Source organism: Rhodococcus sp. GA1 (genome assembly GCF_024321955.1).
Classification (GTDB): Bacteria; Actinomycetota; Actinomycetes; order Mycobacteriales; family Mycobacteriaceae; genus Rhodococcus; species Rhodococcus pyridinivorans.
Genome location: NZ_CP097186.1, coordinates 4188391 through 4204873 on the forward strand (window position 1 = coordinate 4188391; position 16483 = coordinate 4204873).

14 protein-coding genes, 2 tRNA genes and 4 pseudogenes are annotated in these 16483 nt (G+C 66.6%); 14 read left to right on the plus strand and 6 right to left on the minus strand.

Translation table 11 applies throughout. The features are described 5' to 3' along the window. Window positions 1–33 precede the first annotated feature (33 nt). From M3330_RS19575 to M3330_RS19615, 9 genes and pseudogenes are all read left to right on the plus strand, one after another. Window positions 34–1251 carry an MFS transporter gene (locus M3330_RS19575; RefSeq protein ID WP_200358282.1) on the plus strand — a complete coding sequence of 406 codons (1218 nt, stop codon included), beginning with the start codon at window positions 34–36 and terminating at the stop codon, window positions 1249–1251. Between the two features lie 26 nt (window positions 1252–1277). Continuing rightward, a complete protein-coding gene (locus tag M3330_RS19580) occupies window positions 1278–1769 on the plus strand; it encodes a MauE/DoxX family redox-associated membrane protein (protein WP_006550358.1) in 492 nt (163 codons plus the stop codon). A gap of 41 nt (window positions 1770–1810) precedes the next feature. Continuing rightward, window positions 1811–2560 carry a DsbA family protein gene (locus tag M3330_RS19585; protein ID WP_006550359.1) on the plus strand — a complete coding sequence of 250 codons (750 nt, stop codon included), beginning with the start codon at window positions 1811–1813 and terminating at the stop codon, window positions 2558–2560. A 146-nt stretch (window positions 2561–2706) separates the two neighbouring features. Then, window positions 2707–2779, plus strand: a tRNA-Ala gene (locus M3330_RS19590). A 73-nt stretch (window positions 2780–2852) separates the two neighbouring features. Beyond that, a tRNA-Ala gene (locus M3330_RS19595) sits at window positions 2853–2925 on the plus strand. Window positions 2926–3067: 142 nt separating this feature from the next. Further along, window positions 3068–3229, plus strand: a pseudogene (locus M3330_RS19600) (IS256 family transposase); the annotation flags it as partial. Window positions 3230–3437: 208 nt separating this feature from the next. Further along, the gene (locus M3330_RS19605; RefSeq protein ID WP_156665111.1) at window positions 3438–3797 is read left to right on the plus strand and encodes a hypothetical protein; all 360 of its coding nucleotides are present in this window, start codon (window positions 3438–3440) and stop codon (window positions 3795–3797) included. A 12-nt stretch (window positions 3798–3809) separates the two neighbouring features. Continuing rightward, on the plus strand, window positions 3810–4211 hold the full coding sequence (locus M3330_RS19610; RefSeq protein WP_255026014.1) for a hypothetical protein: 402 nt from the start codon (window positions 3810–3812) through the stop codon (window positions 4209–4211). A 27-nt stretch (window positions 4212–4238) separates the two neighbouring features. After that, window positions 4239–4724, plus strand: coding sequence for a hypothetical protein (locus tag M3330_RS19615; RefSeq protein WP_033097161.1), 486 nt, complete (start codon window positions 4239–4241; stop codon window positions 4722–4724). Window positions 4725–5139: 415 nt separating this feature from the next. On the opposite strand, the gene M3330_RS19620 is transcribed toward M3330_RS19615, so the two are convergent. Further along, on the minus strand, window positions 5140–6081 hold the full coding sequence (locus tag M3330_RS19620; protein ID WP_255026016.1) for a GlxA family transcriptional regulator: 942 nt from the start codon (window positions 6079–6081) through the stop codon (window positions 5140–5142). 108 nt (window positions 6082–6189) lie between these two features. Between M3330_RS19620 and M3330_RS19625 the strand changes: the two genes are divergently transcribed. From M3330_RS19625 to M3330_RS19635, 3 genes and pseudogenes are all read left to right on the plus strand, one after another. Continuing rightward, window positions 6190–6501 carry a putative quinol monooxygenase gene (locus tag M3330_RS19625; RefSeq protein ID WP_033107114.1) on the plus strand — a complete coding sequence of 104 codons (312 nt, stop codon included), beginning with the start codon at window positions 6190–6192 and terminating at the stop codon, window positions 6499–6501. Window positions 6502–7255: 754 nt separating this feature from the next. Then, the gene (locus tag M3330_RS19630; protein ID WP_094980148.1) at window positions 7256–8224 is read left to right on the plus strand and encodes an IS481 family transposase; all 969 of its coding nucleotides are present in this window, start codon (window positions 7256–7258) and stop codon (window positions 8222–8224) included. Window positions 8225–8564: 340 nt separating this feature from the next. Next, window positions 8565–8729 (plus strand): annotated as a pseudogene (locus M3330_RS19635) (ISL3 family transposase); the annotation flags it as partial. Between the two features lie 12 nt (window positions 8730–8741). On the opposite strand, the gene M3330_RS19640 reads toward M3330_RS19635, so the two are convergent. The 3 genes from M3330_RS19640 to M3330_RS19650 are packed head-to-tail and all read right to left on the minus strand — an operon-like array spanning window position 8742 to window position 12150. Next, window positions 8742–10547 carry an oleate hydratase gene (locus M3330_RS19640; protein ID WP_255026032.1) on the minus strand — a complete coding sequence of 602 codons (1806 nt, stop codon included), beginning with the start codon at window positions 10545–10547 and terminating at the stop codon, window positions 8742–8744. A gap of 45 nt (window positions 10548–10592) precedes the next feature. Further along, the gene (locus tag M3330_RS19645; RefSeq protein WP_006550366.1) at window positions 10593–11450 is read right to left on the minus strand and encodes a 3-hydroxyacyl-CoA dehydrogenase; all 858 of its coding nucleotides are present in this window, start codon (window positions 11448–11450) and stop codon (window positions 10593–10595) included. A gap of 13 nt (window positions 11451–11463) precedes the next feature. After that, window positions 11464–12150 (minus strand): TetR/AcrR family transcriptional regulator, encoded by a 687-nt coding sequence (locus M3330_RS19650; protein WP_230811593.1) that lies wholly within the window; start codon window positions 12148–12150, stop codon window positions 11464–11466. A 190-nt stretch (window positions 12151–12340) separates the two neighbouring features. On the opposite strand from M3330_RS19650, the pseudogene M3330_RS19655 reads away from it, so the two are divergent. Together M3330_RS19655 and M3330_RS19660 are read left to right on the plus strand one after the other, a co-directional pair. Then, window positions 12341–12496 (plus strand): annotated as a pseudogene (locus M3330_RS19655) (ISL3 family transposase); the annotation flags it as partial. A 32-nt stretch (window positions 12497–12528) separates the two neighbouring features. Further along, window positions 12529–12684: pseudogene (locus M3330_RS19660) on the plus strand (ISL3 family transposase); the annotation flags it as partial. 207 nt (window positions 12685–12891) lie between these two features. On the opposite strand, the gene M3330_RS19665 reads toward M3330_RS19660, so the two are convergent. Then, a complete protein-coding gene (locus tag M3330_RS19665; protein WP_033097708.1) occupies window positions 12892–14736 on the minus strand; it encodes a siderophore-interacting protein in 1845 nt (614 codons plus the stop codon). Window positions 14737–14825: 89 nt separating this feature from the next. Next, the gene (locus M3330_RS19670; protein WP_052040091.1) at window positions 14826–16403 is read right to left on the minus strand and encodes a long-chain fatty acid--CoA ligase; all 1578 of its coding nucleotides are present in this window, start codon (window positions 16401–16403) and stop codon (window positions 14826–14828) included. Window positions 16404–16483 lie beyond the last annotated feature (80 nt).

Sequence of the window (16483 nt, forward strand, 5' to 3'; positions counted from 1 at the left end):
GAGGTCGTGCGCCTCGCTAACATCGTGGGCATCATGCGGACACGTGATGCGGCTTTGCCGCGGGAAATCTGGGTTCTGGTCGTCGCGAGTTTCGTGATCGCGCTCGGCTTCGGTCTCGTCGCTCCCGCGCTGCCCCAATTCGCGCGAAGCTTCGACGTCGGTGTGACGGCGGCGACGGTCGTCGTGTCGTCGTTCGCGGCGATGCGACTGCTCTTCGCACCCGCGAGCGGGTCGCTGGTGCAGAAGTTGGGGGAGCGGCCCGTCTACATCACGGGCCTGCTCATCGTCGCCCTGTCGACGGGCGCGTGCGCATTCGCGGCGAGCTACTGGCAGCTGCTCGTCTTCCGGGCCCTCGGCGGCATCGGGTCGACGATGTTCACGGTGTCGGCGCTCGGTCTGCTCGTGCGGATCGCGCCCCCGGACGCCCGCGGGCGTGTGTCCGGCCTGTACGCGACCAGCTTCCTCATGGGCAACATCCTCGGCCCGCTCTTCGGCGGTGTCCTTATCGGACTGGGGCTGCGCGCACCCTTTCTCATCTACGCCGTGGCGCTGCTCGTCGCGGCCTCGGTCGTGGGGATCAGCCTGCGCTCGTCGGAACTCGCCCGTCCCGACAGTGGGGACGGCGTGCCCGTCATGCGCCTGCGCGACGCGCTGCGCTCGCCGGTCTACCGCGCGGCGCTGGGATCGAACTTCGCCAACGGCTGGGTGGTGTTCGGGGTCCGCGTGGCGATGGTGCCTCTGTTCGTCGTCGAGGCGCTCGACGAGGGTGAGGCGTTCGCGGGTGTCGCGCTGACCGCCTTCGCGGTGGGCAACGCACTCGTCCTCATCAAGTCGGGCAAGCTGTCCGACCGGTTCGGGCGGCGACCCTTCGTCCTGGCCGGTCTGGTGGTGTGCGGGGTCAGCACGATCGCCATGGGATTCACCGAGAGCGTCGTCTGGTTCCTCATCACCTCGTTCGTGGCGGGTATGGGGTCCGGGCTGTCGAATCCCTCGCAGCAGGCCGCCGTCGCCGACGTCGTGGGCAGCAAGGCCCGGGGCGGGCCGGTGCTCGCGACCTTCCAGATGGTCGCCGATGTCGGCGCGGTGATCGGTCCGGTCGCCGCAGGCTTCCTCGCGGACCGGTTGTCCTACTCGACGGCCTTCGCGGTCACGGGTGTGATCATGCTAGCGGCGACGCTGCCGTGGTTCGTCGTCGGACGCCCCCGGGTCGTCGAGCAGGCGACACAGGTGACCGACGACACGGCGCGGTGAGACGACCGCCCGGTATTGTCGCCGGCATGTGGGTCGGTCTCGTCTCCACGCTCGCCCGATACGGTCTGGCGGCGGTGTGGCTCGTCTCCGGTTGGGTGAAGTTCTCGGATCCGACGCAGACCGTCGTGGCGGTACGGGCGTACCAGATTTTGCCCGCCGGCTGGGTGCGGCCGTTCGCCGCCGCCTTCCCCGTTCTCGAACTGGCCCTGGGCCTGGTCCTGCTCGTCGGTCTCGCGACGCGCTTCGCAGCGCTCGTCAGCGCCTTGGGGCTGGTCGCGCTCGTCGCCGCGATCGCCTCGGCGTGGGCGCGCGGCCTGTCGATCGATTGCGGCTGCTTCGGGGGAGGAGGTGTGGTCGAGGGCGTCGACGGCCGCGACTACGCGATCGAGATCGCCCGCGACGTCGGCTTCCTGGCGATGTCGATATGGCTGGTCGTCCGGCCGCGCACCTGGTTCGCGCTCGGTCCGGGTTCATGTGCTTCCCTCTCAGCGGCCCCTCAGCCGTCGATGGCAGAGTGAGATCGTCCTTCCCCACCGACGAGCAGTAGAGGGCAGCATCCGTGAGCGCGAAGAAGGTCTCATCCGGCAAGTACACACCGCAGCCGACGTCGAACAGGGTCACCTACATTCTCGGCGGCATCGCGATCCTGGTGATCGGTGCGCTCGTCATCGGTGGTGTCCTGTGGTCGTCGGGCAGCGGCGATCCCCGCAACGATGGTTACGGCTCCGTGCAGAACGGCGCGGTGGAAGTGTCGATCGAGGACGACGGCGCAATCCTGCTGGGCCGCCCCGACGCCCCACGGACCGTCGACCTGTTCGAGGACCCGCTGTGCCCCTACTGCGCCGAACTCGAACACAAGCACTCGCAGGAGCTCGCCCAGGCGATCGACGACGGCCAATTGGCGATCCGGTACCGGATGCTCGCTTTCCTCGACCGGGCGTCGAGCAGCGGCGACTACTCGACCCGCGCGGTGGCGGCGGCGCAGTGCGTCGCCGAGAGCGGCGATGCCCGCGCGTTCTCCGCATTCCACGACGCCCTGCTTTCGCCCGACAACCAACCGGCCGAGGGTGGCGACGGTGACATCGACAACGCGGGTCTCGCGCAGATGGCGCGCGACGCGGGTGCCTCCGAGGACGTCGCGCAGTGCATCACCGACGGCGCCCGGATCGATCAGGCCTCGGCCGACGCGGAGGCGGGACGCCGTCTGCTCGCGACGACCGGAGCGGCCGGCACGCCGGCTGTCGTGTACGAGGGGACCGTTATCGACGCCCTCGGCGACGAGAACTGGGTGACCGAACTCGTCGGATAGACGGAGCGGTGGCGGGAGCTGCGCACGGTGCGTGCTCCCGCCACAGTCACGCTGTCTACCAGCCGATTTGTTGGCGTCGAGCGCGATGGTGTAGTTTTCTTTCAGCGCGAAGGGGTCAACCGGAGCGCAACGGTACAACCGAATACGGGGCTATGGCGCAGCTGGTAGCGCACCACACTGGCAGTGTGGGGGTCAGGGGTTCGAGTCCCCTTAGCTCCACAAGATCGCTACAGGCGAGAGTTCACGCTCTCGCCTGTAGTCTTCGGTGGCGGTCCCCGTCAGGGCCGTGCAAGGGGCTATGGCGCAGCTGGTAGCGCACCACACTGGCAGTGTGGGGGTCAGGGGTTCGAGTCCCCTTAGCTCCACGTAAGTTGAGAAAATCGAAACCTGCCCCGCCTGAGTGCGGGGCAGGCTCGTTTCTGCGGTCACCGGATCGGGGATGTCGGTGTTGACGTGATCCGGGTCGGCCTGACACGCCGAGCAGCGAGCTTGGCGGAAGGATCGACCATGACGGAAACACTGGAGCCCATGGCGGACGAGATGAACCAGCTGGAGTTGGCGCAGCAACTACTGGCCCAGGCCGAGGAACAAGGCGTCTAACTGATGGGCCCGAACGGACTGCTCGGGCAGTTGACGAAGACCGTGCTCGAAACCGCACTCGACGCTGAGGAACGAGCCGACGAGAGTGTCGACGCGGTCGAGGTTCAGCCCGGCGACGAATTCGTCAAACGGGTGCAGGGCATCAGCGAGGATCACCCCGTGTCATACCTGAGTTCCACAAGTTGACGTCGTTTCTAGCCAATTCGTTAGGATCGCTGCAGGTCACGAGTTCGAGCATGTGGCGCGCGGGTCACTAATCGAGCGGAGTATGGAGGTGGTGGATCTGTACGTGGTGCAGTCCAAGACCGCCTCCGGGGCCATCGGCGTGCAGATCTGGGAGAAGATCCGCGGTCGGCGCCAGATGATCGCGCACATCGGCTCGGCTCACACGCCCGGCGAGCTTGCGGCATTGATCGAGATTGCTAACCAACGAATCAACGCTAACCAGCACGAACTCGATCTCGGGCTGGAGGATCGAGCCTCGGCGGTGGTCCGAGGTGAGATAGTTTTGAGCCACCCACCGGATGGCTCTCGGGCATCAGAAGTTACCGTTGGATACAGTTCACTTGGCCCCCCGAAACCACAACCGAGAGATTCAAAAACGAGGCAGGCCAGACGTTTAGCCGATCAAAGATAAAGTGATACAGCAATGCCAACCACATTGACAGTTGATAACGAAACAGTCGAAGCTCTTGTCGAGAAACTCGCCAACGACCGCTTTTTGCTCGCCGAATATCCCGCAGACCACGCTGCCTTTATCCTCTTTTACGAGTCAAACACAATAAAACTCCTTGCCGCCGCTTATGGGCCTCAGCGTGAGGATAACGTCGGTGACATCCACCCCAAGAACTTTGGGATTCTAAAAGCGGTAGTCAACAACACTTGGCTCGACAACCGGGAAGACCAACCCGGCGAACCTGTCGCAGGGGTGATCCAGTGCGACCTCGAGGCGAAGTCCGCAACCGTGACCTACCACCTCGGCAACGAAACCGAGGCCTGGCGCTTCAACGATGACAACTCCATGGAGCTTCGAGCCGCGCTGGCCCCCTGACCCGACCCCCACTGAGAGGACTTGGCAATGCCCGCTCCCCAGACGACTGACCCGACAGCGCTGCTCGGCCGGTGGGAATTGACCGGCTTCTCCGAACAGGACGCCGGACACCGCTCGGGCAGCTACGCGATCATCTTCCGCGACCGTTCGCTCTACACCCCGGAAACCATCTCCCCCGCCGGAGGCGAAACGCTCGAGATCACCGACTCCGACGGCGAGGTCCACTTCTCGATGCGAGGCGGCGCCAAGGTCCCCTGGACCTCCGCCGAGAAGGAGCAGGGCGTCCTGACCGACTCGATCGAGGACCAGGACGGACGCATCGTCAGCAGCGTGGCGCCATACCTCCGCATGGAGCGACTCGTGGACGGCACCTGGGTGAGCAAGTACTCCGACAGCGACCTCGACATGAACAGCAACCTGTTCACCGACGGCCCCGACCTCATCCTGATGGTCACCACCATCGTCGACGAACTCTACGTCACCAAATACTTCTACCGCTTCTCCCCAGCCTGAGCATTCCGTGCGACCATTACAGGCTCTTCCCAGATGACGGTGTAGGTCGGCCGGGCGCGTCGGTCCGCAGATAGACGTCGAGGTCTCCCGACGATGGAGGTTCCTACGCCATCCATCCGAAAGACCTCGACGTGTCCGACGCTACCCCGCCGGCCGGCTTCGGCCGCCCTGACCTGACCGCCTTCGCGGCTCATCCCAATCGACCCTGATCGGGTCTGCTGACCTCCTCGACGAGAACGCAGCGACATCACAGCCACCCAACCCCGACCGTCCGGGAAGCCGGGGCACGTCACATGGCCTGTGCTGCGGGCGTGTCGAGTGGGTCGTCCAGGGGCGACGCAGGAGCGTCGACGCGACGTGCTGAGAGGTGGTTCCAACCGAGCGCTAGGACACCGGCTACAGGCATGGCGATAGGTCAGGAACGGCGTCGCTCCCTGCGCAGGAGGGAGCGCAGAGTCTCGGCGTTCGCGTAGCCGACCCGTAGCGCGATCTCGGCGGAGGTGAGGTCCGTGGTTGCTGAGAGGTGCCGAGCTCGTTCGATGCGAAGCCGTTGGACGAAGCCGAGCGGAGTGAGGTTGAGCGCCGCACGGACTCGTCGTTCGAGGGTGCGCCGGCTGGTGCCGAGCGACTGCGCGACGAAGGCGACGTTGAACGGTTCGTCCAGGCGGGCGCGCACGAAGCGTTCGAACTCGACGACGATCGGGTCCTCGTGCCGGAGATGTTCGTAGGCGACGAAGGCCGCCTGCGACGGACGCTCGTCGATGATGAGGAGCTTGGCGACATGTTGGGCCAGGTCGGGGCTGATCGATCGCACGAGTGAGAGCGCGAGGTCGATGTGGGCGAAGGCGGCGCCGGCGGTGACGAGGTTCCCGTCGGCCACGACCATGGTGTCGAGATCGAGGGCGACGGTCGGATAGCGCTTCAGGAACTCCGGCCCCAGGAACCAGCTGGTCGTGGCCCGCCGATGATGCATCCGTCCGGTCTCGGCGACGGCGAACACGCCGGTGCACGCCGCGGCGATCCGGGTGGTCGCCTCGTCGAGGCGCCCGAGCGAGGCGATGACCGAACGAGCATCTCGGCTCTGGAGGGCGTCGTTGGTAGCGGCGGCCGTGAGGGTTCCAAGCGCAGGGACGACGACCACGTCGAACTCTCCGGACTCCGACAGCGGGTGGTCCACCGACAGGGTCATCGATGCCGTCGTGGTCACTCGCCGTTTCGGTCCGAGGATGGCGAGTTCGATCGGGTCGATCCGCGGGTCGACATCGCCGCGGGCTCCGTCGGCCACCCGCACGATGTCGATGACCGACGCGACAGCCGAACCGAAGCAGCCGTCGATCGCGATCAGTCCGATACGCATGACGTAAACAATAGCAATACTGCCGTATACGCCACTCCCCACCGGCCCTCGCTCGTCATACGCTGAACTCGCTTCACCAAAAAACCTCGACACCTAGGAGAGTCCCTCATGTCCACACCAGCATCACTTCCGTATGCATTCGTCGCCAAGATCGTCGCGGCCGATGGACAGCACGACGCGGTCGCCGATCTGCTCGCCGGCGCTGTCGCACTCGCCAACGAAGAAGTAGGAACGATTGTCTGGTTCGCGGTCAGGACCCACGCCGACACCTTCTGGATCTTCGATGCATTCCCCGACGAGGCCGCTCGCGACGCCCACGCCAACGGCGCCATCGTCGCAGCCCTGATGGCCAACCAGCACCTCCTCGGCGCAGCACCCGAGATCCTGGCGGCCGACGTCCTCGCGTCCAAGCTCCCGTAGTCCGCCAACGCACGAGACGATCGCGCCCCGCCGAGCCGTCGGACCCGACCGCCTCGACACCCGCACCACGTTGACGATCCCCGACGGGCCGATCACGAGGAGGCCAGGCAACACCAGGCGCAAGCCTGGAGCGGCACTGTTTCACCGGTGGTCGTCGAGAGAGCCAGCGCGGTTCCATGGCAGCGCAACTGTGTCAACTTGCCCTCCGTCCCGCGAGGCGCCGTGGGCGGGTCGTGGTTGCGATCCGTTGCCGTGACGGGAGACGCTTTGCGCGTCGCAGCGATGACGGGTCGTTGGCGTCCCGGGGCGTTGCGTTCGTGCGCGCCGCGCGTGCGGCATGGAGCATCTCGCTGCGCACACAACGATCGCTGCGCCGACGCACCGTTGACACCTCGCAGTTCAAGTCGCGACACAACGCCACGCCGCGTTGCCGAGCGGAGCGAGGCCTATCGGCACACGGGCAGGATGCCGGCCGCGAGCGCTCAGCCGGCGAGGGGTCCGTCGCAGAGGAGAGCGACGTCGGTGTCGGGCAGAGCCGTGAGGCCAGCGCATCGCGCGACCACCAGAACCGAACCGCCCCTGCCCTGCGTTTGCGCAGGTCAGGGGCTGTTTGCCGGAGCCGCCTGTCGGAATCGAACCGACGACCTAGTTGTAGTTCCCAGGCAGGTTGTGAACGGCGTGCCGCCACGAGATAGGTGAGGACCTCCGGTATCGGTGTGGTTACCACACACACCCCGACTACCGGAGGGCCCTCATGACACACGCTAACGCCTATCTGACCCCACGTGGCCGATTGGCCCTGGCCGAACTCGTCGTCGAGACCGGTTGGAGCCTGCGCCGGGCCGCCGAACGGTTCCAGTGCTCACCGGCGACCGCCAAGAAATGGGTCGATCGCTACCTGGCCGGTGACCGATCGATGCAGGACCGGTCCTCACGCCCCCGGTCCTGCCCGCACCGGACCCCGACCCGCACCGAACGACGCATCATCGGCCTGCGTTTCACCCGACGGTGGGGACCGCACCGTATCGCCTACCACCTGCACCTGGCGAAATCGACCGTCGAGGCGGTGCTGCGCCGCTACAAGATGCCCCAACTCGCCCACCTCGACCAGGCCACCGGACTGCCCGTACGCCGCCCGGCACCCCACCGCTACGAACACGAGCAACCGGGTGATCTGGTGCACGTCGACATCAAGAAACTCGGCCGGATTCCCGATGGTGGTGGGCACCGCAAGCTCGGCCGGCAGACCGGCCGCAAGAACCGATCGAAGATGGGTTACGCCTACCTGCACCACGCGGTCGACGATCACTCGCGGCTCGCCTACTCGGAGATCCTCGGAGATGAACGCAAGGGCACCGCGGCCGGGTTCTGGGCCCGTGCTCACGCGTTCTTCGCTGCCCACGACATCACCGTCAGGCGAGTGCTGACGGACAATGGATCCTGCTATCGATCACAGGAGTTCGCTTCTGCTCTCGGTCCGGAGATCGCGCACAAGCGGACCCGGCCGTATCGGCCGCAGACCAACGGCAAGGTCGAACGGTTCAACCGCACCCTCGTTGCCGAGTGGGCGTACGCGCACACCTACCGGTCCGAGGAGGCCCGCTGTGCCACCTACCAGCAGTGGCTGCATGACTACAATCACCATCGGCCCCACACCGGGATCGGTGGACAGTCACCTATAGACCGCGTCGGCGTTCACAACGTCCCCGGGAATTACACCTAGTCACGTCGGCTTTGCGCCTATCGCTTGATGCGCCCACTGGGCGAACGAGCCGCTGACCTGCGCAAACGACGAGCGTGGCGGACGCTGCCATCCGGTGGTGACCGACGACGACCGACCAGTACCGACCATTTTACCGGAGCTCGCGGCGGCGTCGAAGCCGAGCAAGCTCCATTCTTTAGTTCACCGCGCCTTGCTCCTCGCCGGTCCCGTCGTCGTCGAAGACGTTTCAGGGCTCTTCCCAGATGAGGGTGTAGGTCGGCCGGGCGCGTCGGTCCGCAGATAGACGTCGAGGTCTCCCGACGATGGAGGTTCCTACGCCATCCATCCGAAAGACCTCGACGTGTCCGACGCTACCCCGCCGGCCGGCTTCGGCCGCCCTGACCTGACCGCCTTCGCTCGACTCGACGGCCTCGGTCTGAGCGTGACCGGGGAACGACTTGAACCGGATCGTGCGGTCCTTGCGTGCCGCGTGGTGGAACCAGATCAGTGGTGCCGACGGTGCGGCAGCGTCTGCGGGTCAGGCTCCGGCGTCATCGGCACGGACTCGTTTCGTCGTGCCGTCGAGCTCGGGGATGAGTCCGAAGTCGGTGAGGAGTTGTCCGATCTGAGTGTGGTCGAGGTGCTTGATGATGCGGTTGCCAACGAACTTCGGGCCGGGGAGCTCTATCTCCTCGCCGTCGCGCAAGCGCGCGGTGGCCTCGAGCAGGAACCTGAGATCATAGGTGGAGTTGAACACCTCCGGCACGCCGCGATCGATGCCCAGCAGCTGGTAGGCGGCCTCCATCGCAGTACGCACCGAGTACTCGGTGGTGAAGATCGTGTCGCGCGTGGTTTCGGCGAACTGGCCGATGAACGCGAAGTTCACTGCGCCCTCGGGCACCACGTCGGGGCGGTCACCGGCGGTGCGGGGCATGAAGAACGAGGTGACGTAGGGCATCATCACAGGCACGGTCTTCGCGCCGTTTGCCGCGAGCTCCGGGATGTCCTCGACGGGCACACCCAAGTGATAGAGCCATTCTTGGGTGATCTCTTCGCCGGTCGACTCCTGCATTGTCTTGCCGGTGAAGTCGCCGGGCACGTCTACGAACAGGCCGTAGACCCACACGACGATCTCGTCGGGTGCTTGCGCTTTGAAGTGCGGCTGGCGGTTGACTGTCCAGCTGAGCAGCCAGGACGAGTCTTTCGCGGTGACGATGCCGCCGGTGACGATGTTGCCGGAGAACGGGTCGCGCTTGGCGATCTTCTTGATGTACCTCGGGATCTCAGGGCCGATGGTGGTGACCGTCGCTGACTCCCACTTCGTCTTCGAGATGTCGCCGCAGAACACCTCGGGGCGTCCGAAAGAGGGGTGCTTGGCCGCGATGCGCCGCCACAGGTCCCACGCCGGCGCGGGACCTTCGTCGAGTCTGGCCGCATTGTGGTGGGTGCCGTCGTCGGAGTTCTCTGTGAGCGAACCGATCGTGGCGAGCACGAGGTCGTCGGGACCGAGGTCGACGCCGCCGGGCACGCCGCCCTTTGTCCAGTGGATGCGGGTGGCCTGTTTACGGTCGCCGTCGAAAACGAAGTCGATGTCGGTGACCTCGGTGGAGAACTCGAATCTCACGCCCTGGTCCAGGAGCCAGCGGTACATGGGCAGCACGAGCGATTCGTACTGGTTGTACTTTGTGAACTTCAGCGCCGAAAGGTCGGGGAGCCCGCCGATGTGGTGCACGAACCGGTGCAGGTAGAGCTTCAGCTCGAGTGCGGAGTGCCAGTTCTCGAACGCGAACATCGTCCGCCAGTAGAGCCAGAAGTTGCTGCTCAGGAACTCTTCACCGAAGATCTCGTCGATGCGCTTGTCTTCCATCTCCTCACGCGAGGCGAGAAAGACCTTGACCAACTCCTTCTGAGCTTTCTCGCTCAGGCCGAACTCATTGTTGGTGACGAACTCCTCGCCCTGCCGGTGTGTGACCCGGTTGAGTGAGTAGTTGGGGTCGTCTTTGTTGAGCCAGTAGAACTCGTCGAGGACGGATCCGTCGACCTCGAGCGACGGGATGGTGCGGAACAGATCCCAGAGGCACTCCATGTGGTCTTCCATCTCGCGCCCGCCGCGGATGACAAACCCTTTGTCCGGCTTCTTGATACCGTCCAGCGCGCCGCCGGGCAGGTCCAGGCGCTCGAGGATTGTGATCTTGTCGCCGGAGAGTTGCCCGTCGCGGATCATGAACACCGCCGAGGCCATCGAGGTGAGCCCGGCGCCGACGAACCAGGCGGTCTTGTTCTCGACTCCCTCGGGCTTGCGGGGGCGGGCGAAGGCTTCGTAGTTTCCACTGCTGTAGTACATCTGGCTTGCACGTCCTCTCGTGGACTGTTCTGCCGCGGTCGTGGGTCAGTTGTAGGTGTAGAAGCCCTCGCCGGTGGCGACGCCCAGCTTGCCGTGGTCGATGTACTCGCTCTTCAGCCAGGCCGCGAGCGCCTGGTCCTCCTCCCCGCCGTGGGCGAGGATGTTGTACGGGGTGACCAGGCCGATGACATCGGTAATCTGGAAGGGGCCCATCGGCGCTCCCGTGCCGATCCGCCACACGTTGTCGATGTCCTTCGGCTCGGCGTATCCGCCGGCGGCGAGTGCGTACCCGGCGTTGAGGAACGGCACCAGTAGCGAGTTGAGGACGTAGCCGGACTTCTCCTTGTACACGGGGATCGGAACCATCCCGATGTTGCCGGCGAAGGCGACGACCTCGTCGAACACGGCCGGATCGGTGTCGGCGGTGCCCATCACCTCGGCGGTGTTGAACTTCCAGACCCGGTTCGCGAAGTGCAGCGCGAGGAACTTGGCGGGGCGTCCGGTGGAGTCCTTGAGGTCGCTGGGCAGAAGTGTCGACGAGTTCGTTGCGAAGATCGTCTTCTCCGGTGCGAGCTCGCCGAGCCTTCGGTAGGTGTCCTGCTTGATGGACAGTACCTCGGGGATCGCCTCGATGACCAGATCCGCGTCCGCGACCGCGTCGGCGAGGTCGGAGGAGAACCGGACGCGGGTGAGCGCCTCGTCCGCCTTCCCCTCGGCTGCCCCCGCGACTCCGTCGTCCTTGTAGGTGGTGACGAGAGCGTCGAACCGCTTCTTGGCTGCCTCGATGGCATCGCTGCTGATGTCATATGCGGTGACCTGGAAGCCGCTGTAGGCGGTCTGGAAGGCGATCTGGGTGCCGAGGACTCCGGTTCCCAGGACGGTCACGTGTGTGATGTTGCTCATTGTTCTGTTTCCTTCATTCCTTCTCGGGCGGCGGATCCGGCCGCCGGGGTGTGTGCAGCACGCCGGTCACGATGAGCGTGACCTGACGTCTGAGGTCGTCGATCGCGTCAGCCTCGGGGATGTCCGAGGCCGTCATCCGAGCGATCGCGAGATGAGTGACGGCGAACAGCGAGGATCCTGCGACGCGTGCCTCCCCGTCGCTGAGGGTCGGAGCGGCGCGTCGTAGCGTGTCGGAGAGGGACGCCTCGAGCTCGAAGATCAACGCCATGCCCTCGGCCCGGAACTTCGCGTCGTGAGGGCCGAACAGCAGCTCCCGCTGGTACGCAGCACTGTTCTCCGGCTCACGTGCGGCAGCGACGACGAGGGGGTGCAGGCGGGCGAAGACCGCGGCGGCAGGATCCGGCGTCAACGCCGCACGCGCGGCGCCCTCATCTATCGATGCCCGGAGTGCCTCGTTGTAGACCATGAGCAGCAACTCGCTCTTGGTCGCTGCGTACCGGAACAAGGTCCCCGCTGCGACCCCGGCCGCGGCGGACACCTCCTGCGTCGTCACCGCGGAGAACCCGCGCGCACGCAACAGATCGGACGCGGCGCGAAAGATTCGCTCCCGCTTGAGCCGCATGTTCTGCTCGCGGCGGGACTCTATCTCCCGAACGCCCGGGCGCCGTCCGCGCTCTGAAAGCTGCTGCACCTCGCTCACATTAATGAGTGTACTCATTTTCTTGCGGACCGCAAAGGGCGTACGCACGCGATCGGCGACAGGTGTGGCCGGTGTTGTGGCTCTTCGCAGTTGAGGGGGTGGGTGGCTGAGCGCGTCGGTCGCCGGATGAAAGTCGAGGCCTTCCGATGATGGAAGTTCTCACACTGACCATCCGCCGGAAGACCTCGACGTGCACCACGCTACCTTCGCGCCCCCCGACCTGACCGTCTTCTGACACCTCGACGAGCTCGGTCTTGTGGCCGTCGGTCAGCTGCTCGAGCCGGATCGCGCGGTGATCGAGTGCCGCGTCGCCGAGCCGGACCCGTGGTGCCGGGGATGCGGTAGCCGGGCGCTCTCGCGCGGGACGGACACGCGGCGTCTCGTCCACGAGACATCCTCGCGTTCTTCGACCGGACCGGCACGTGCAACGGCCCGACCGGGACCGTCAACGGGTGCCTGGAGCGCCTCCGCGGCTCGGCCCTGAACTTCCGGAACCTGACGAACCTCATCCGGTCGAGACAGCTGAGGAAGGCTCCGCCTCGGTGCGCCTGGTGGACACGCACGCTTCGAATGGCCCTGTGGCTCGCGACCATCCGTGCCAGCGCTGGGGCAAGTTTCGACAAGCCTCCCGCTAGGTCCACCGTTCGGAAGACATTCCTCGCGGGAGACTTCCTCGCAGCAGCTCTTCTCGTCGTTCTGCAGCGGCCCCGCGCGTCGCGAGGCCGCTGCATTCTCACGATCTCAGCCCGCCGAGCCGGTGGACGTGTACAGCGTCATGCCCCAACCCACCGTCGTGCGCTCGGGTTCCGCGAGGCCGGCTGCCTCGAACAGTGCCAGGTGGTCCTCGTGCGTACGACCACCGCCGCCGCTGAGTGCGAAGTCGATGAGATCGTCCTCGTAGTCGTGCTCACCGGCGATGTCGTCGAGCACAGTGCCGAAGACGAGGACCCGGCCGTCCGGATTCAGTCCCGCCGCCGCCTGCTGCAGCACGTGCACGGCGTCGGCATCGGGCAGTTCGTTCAACCGCCCGGTCAGCAGCACCGCGTCGACCGGTTCGGGGCGGGTTTCGAGCATGCTGCCCGGCGTATAGGCGACGCGCTCGTGCTCGCCGTGGACGCGACGCAGGACCTCGATCTCCGACGGCGCGGCCACCACGGTCGCCCGTACCGACGGATTCGCCGTGACGAGGGCGTGGGCGTAGGAACCGGCGGCCTCACCGGAGACCGCGATCGTCGAGACATCGGAGGGCACCTTCGCCGCGAGGGCACTGGCGAAGTAGACGGCCATTTCGGCTTCCTGCTCGTACCGATCCGTCAGGAGAGCGGTGTCGTCTGTGACGCGCTGCGCGAAGCTCTTGCCGAACCGATGTGCGTCGTCCCCGCGACCCGTGCGGACGGCAGCGAGCAGTGCGAGCATGCCCGCCAGTTCCCGCTGCGCGTGCACACCGTCGAGTCGCAGTTCCTCGAGGTGGTGGTCGTCCTCGAGTTCACGGCCGACGCCGGTGAGCCGGAACCGGCCCTCGCCCAGATCCTCGGCCACCCCCACGGCGACGAGATAACGGAGAAGTTTGCCCAGACCGGTGCGGTCGGTCCCTGTCTTGGCCACGAGTTCGTCGAGGGTGCGCGGCGACGCGTCGAAGGCCGTCGCCAGTCCGATGGTCGCTGCGACCCGCAGCGCGAAACCCGGTGCGATCTCGGTCAATTCGTCGAAACGGTCGCGTTCGTCCTCGGTCGTCTCGAAATCGGGCAGGGAGGCGTCGGCCTCCGACACCGCGACTTCCTGACGACGCCAGTAGCCGGTGACCTCCACCTGTTCCTTCGGCAGGCCCTTCTCATTGCGCAGCCACCGCCGGATCGGGGTGAGCGTGAGGGCTTCACCGGCCACCCACGCGAAGACCGTGCCGTCCCACCACTCGGCGGCCCGGAGGGCATCGAACAACAGGGTGGTCGTGCCCGGCTCGGCGCCGTCGCGGCTCAGCCAGGTCAGCTCCACACCGGCGGGAACGGGAAGATCCTGCCGATTCGAGTCGTCGGCGATCTCGACGAAGATCCGGCCGCGTGCACCCTCCGGCCAGTTCTCGAGCCAGCGCCCGATGGCCGGCAGCGCCGTCTCGTCGCCTGCCACGAGCGTCCAGTCCACGCCCTGCGGGTGTCCGGCCGACGACTTCGGTCCGGCGATCTGGATGGTCTCACCGGGTTCCGCGCGGTACGACCAGCTCGACGCGGGACCCACGCCGTGGCGCACGAAGTCCACGTCGATCTCGCCGGCGGCCGGATCCCAGCGCCGGACGGTGTAGGTGCGCATGAGCAGCTTCGGATCGCGCGGCCAGTTCACCACGCCGTCGGCCTGGGTGGGGCCGAGGGCCTCGTCGAGTTCGGGATGCTTGAACATCAGCTTGAACTCGTCGTCCACACCGTCGGACCGGAACGCCTCCACCGGGAATCCGTTCGGCGCGACGTGCGCCCGCAACTGTTCGCCCCCGAGGGTCACCCGCCGCATCCCGGGGCTCACGTCCGTCACGCGGAGCACCTTCAGGTACCGCGTGGTGATCGGGAAGACCTCGAGGGGGCGAAGACTACGGGCCATGGGTGCGTTCTCCTCGGCAGGGGATCGTGGACGGCGGAACGACCGGTCTCTCCGCCCGCGCGGTGACCTGCGTTTAGGCGAACCTTACTTCAGAGGGCATTCGTCTGCCGCGACCCGTCCTGGCCCGCGCGACGACCGTTCGCGTACATCTCGTCGACGAGACTGGCGTACCGGGCGAGCACGCGATCCCGGATCGGACGCCCGGCCGGGTCGAGATCGTCGGTCTCCGGCGGCTCGCTCACCGTGACGAAACGGCGGATGCGTTCCCACGGATCCGATCGGGCGTCGAGCTGTTCCAGCGCGGCCGCGACGACCGGTTCCGGCGCGGTGGTGAACACGAGACCGACGCAGTACGGGCGCAGCTCCCCGGCCACGACGAGTTCGCTGCCCGGACACATCCGGCGCCAGCGGTCGGCGAGCGCGGTGGGGCCGACGTACTTTCCGGTGCTGGTCTTGAAGGTGTCCTTGCGGTGCCCTGTCACGACGACGAATCCGTCGGCGTCGATCTCGGCGAGATCGCCCGTGTGGAACCAGCCGTCGGCGTCGAGCGCGGCGGCACTCTCCGCGGGATCGTCGTGGTAACCGGTCATCACTCCGGGACTCCGAATGAGGAGTTCGCCGGTGTCGGCGATCCGGACCTCCGTGCCGCGCAGTGGTCGGCCGACCGTGCCGGGGCGGTGCGCGCCGAGCAGGTTCGCGCACGACGGTCCGGAGGTCTCCGTGATCCCGTAACACTCGAGCACCGGTACACCGAGCTGCTCGAACCGCCGGGCGACGTCTTCGGACAATCGCGCCGATCCGGAGACGACGAAGCGGAGCCGACCCCCGAGCTCGTCCCGTTCCAGCCGGGCGATCTTCTCGAGCACGTGCGGGACCGATCCCAGGAAGGTCGGCCGGACCGTGCGCAGATTCGCGGTGACGCGGTCGGCGCGACCGTCGACGGCGGTGCTCACACCTGTGTGCATGGCCATGAGCAGCAACGACCGGCCGAAGACGTGCGCGAGCGGCAACCACAGCAACTGACGGTCGGACGACGAGATCATCCCGGTCTGCGCGACGGCACGGGCGCCGTAGGTCGTGCCCCGGTGGGTCAGGCACGCGCCCTTGGTGCGGCCGTCCTCGCACGCCGTGTATATCAGCGCGGCCTCGTCGTCCGGGGACAACGCCGCGATCCGTCGCTCCACGACGTCGGGGTCGGTGCGCAGCAGACGGCGCCCTTCGTCGGCGAGCTTGTCGAGTCCGTCGATGCCCAGGACGTCGGTGGCGGCGACCGGCCGGTCGGCGACGGTGAGGACGGTGTGCGCACGCCGGATCTGCGACCGCACCTCGTCGTCGCGGGTCGCCGGGTAGATCGGGACGGTGACGCCGCCCGCGCACGCGATCGCGAGGTCGGCGACGACGGTCCGATAACAGGTCGTCGCGCAGATCGCGACCCGCGATCCGGCTCCCACACCCCGACCGATCAGTCCCGCCGCGAGGTCGAAGACCTCGCGGCGTACGTCCGTCCACGTCGAAGGACGCCACCGTTCACCGTCCGGGCACAGGTAGGCGACGGAGTCGGGGGAGCGGGACACCCGGTCGAGCAGCAGACCCGGCACGGTCGCGGGGAACCCGTCGCGACCGTCGATCGCGGTCGCGGTGCCCGTCGTCGCGCGGGGGTCCGCCACTGTTCGCAGCACCTCCCACGGACGAGGAATCGAAGTCGCCCCAGTGGTCGGAATGTTACCGCCGGCCGGGGTCCGAGGGG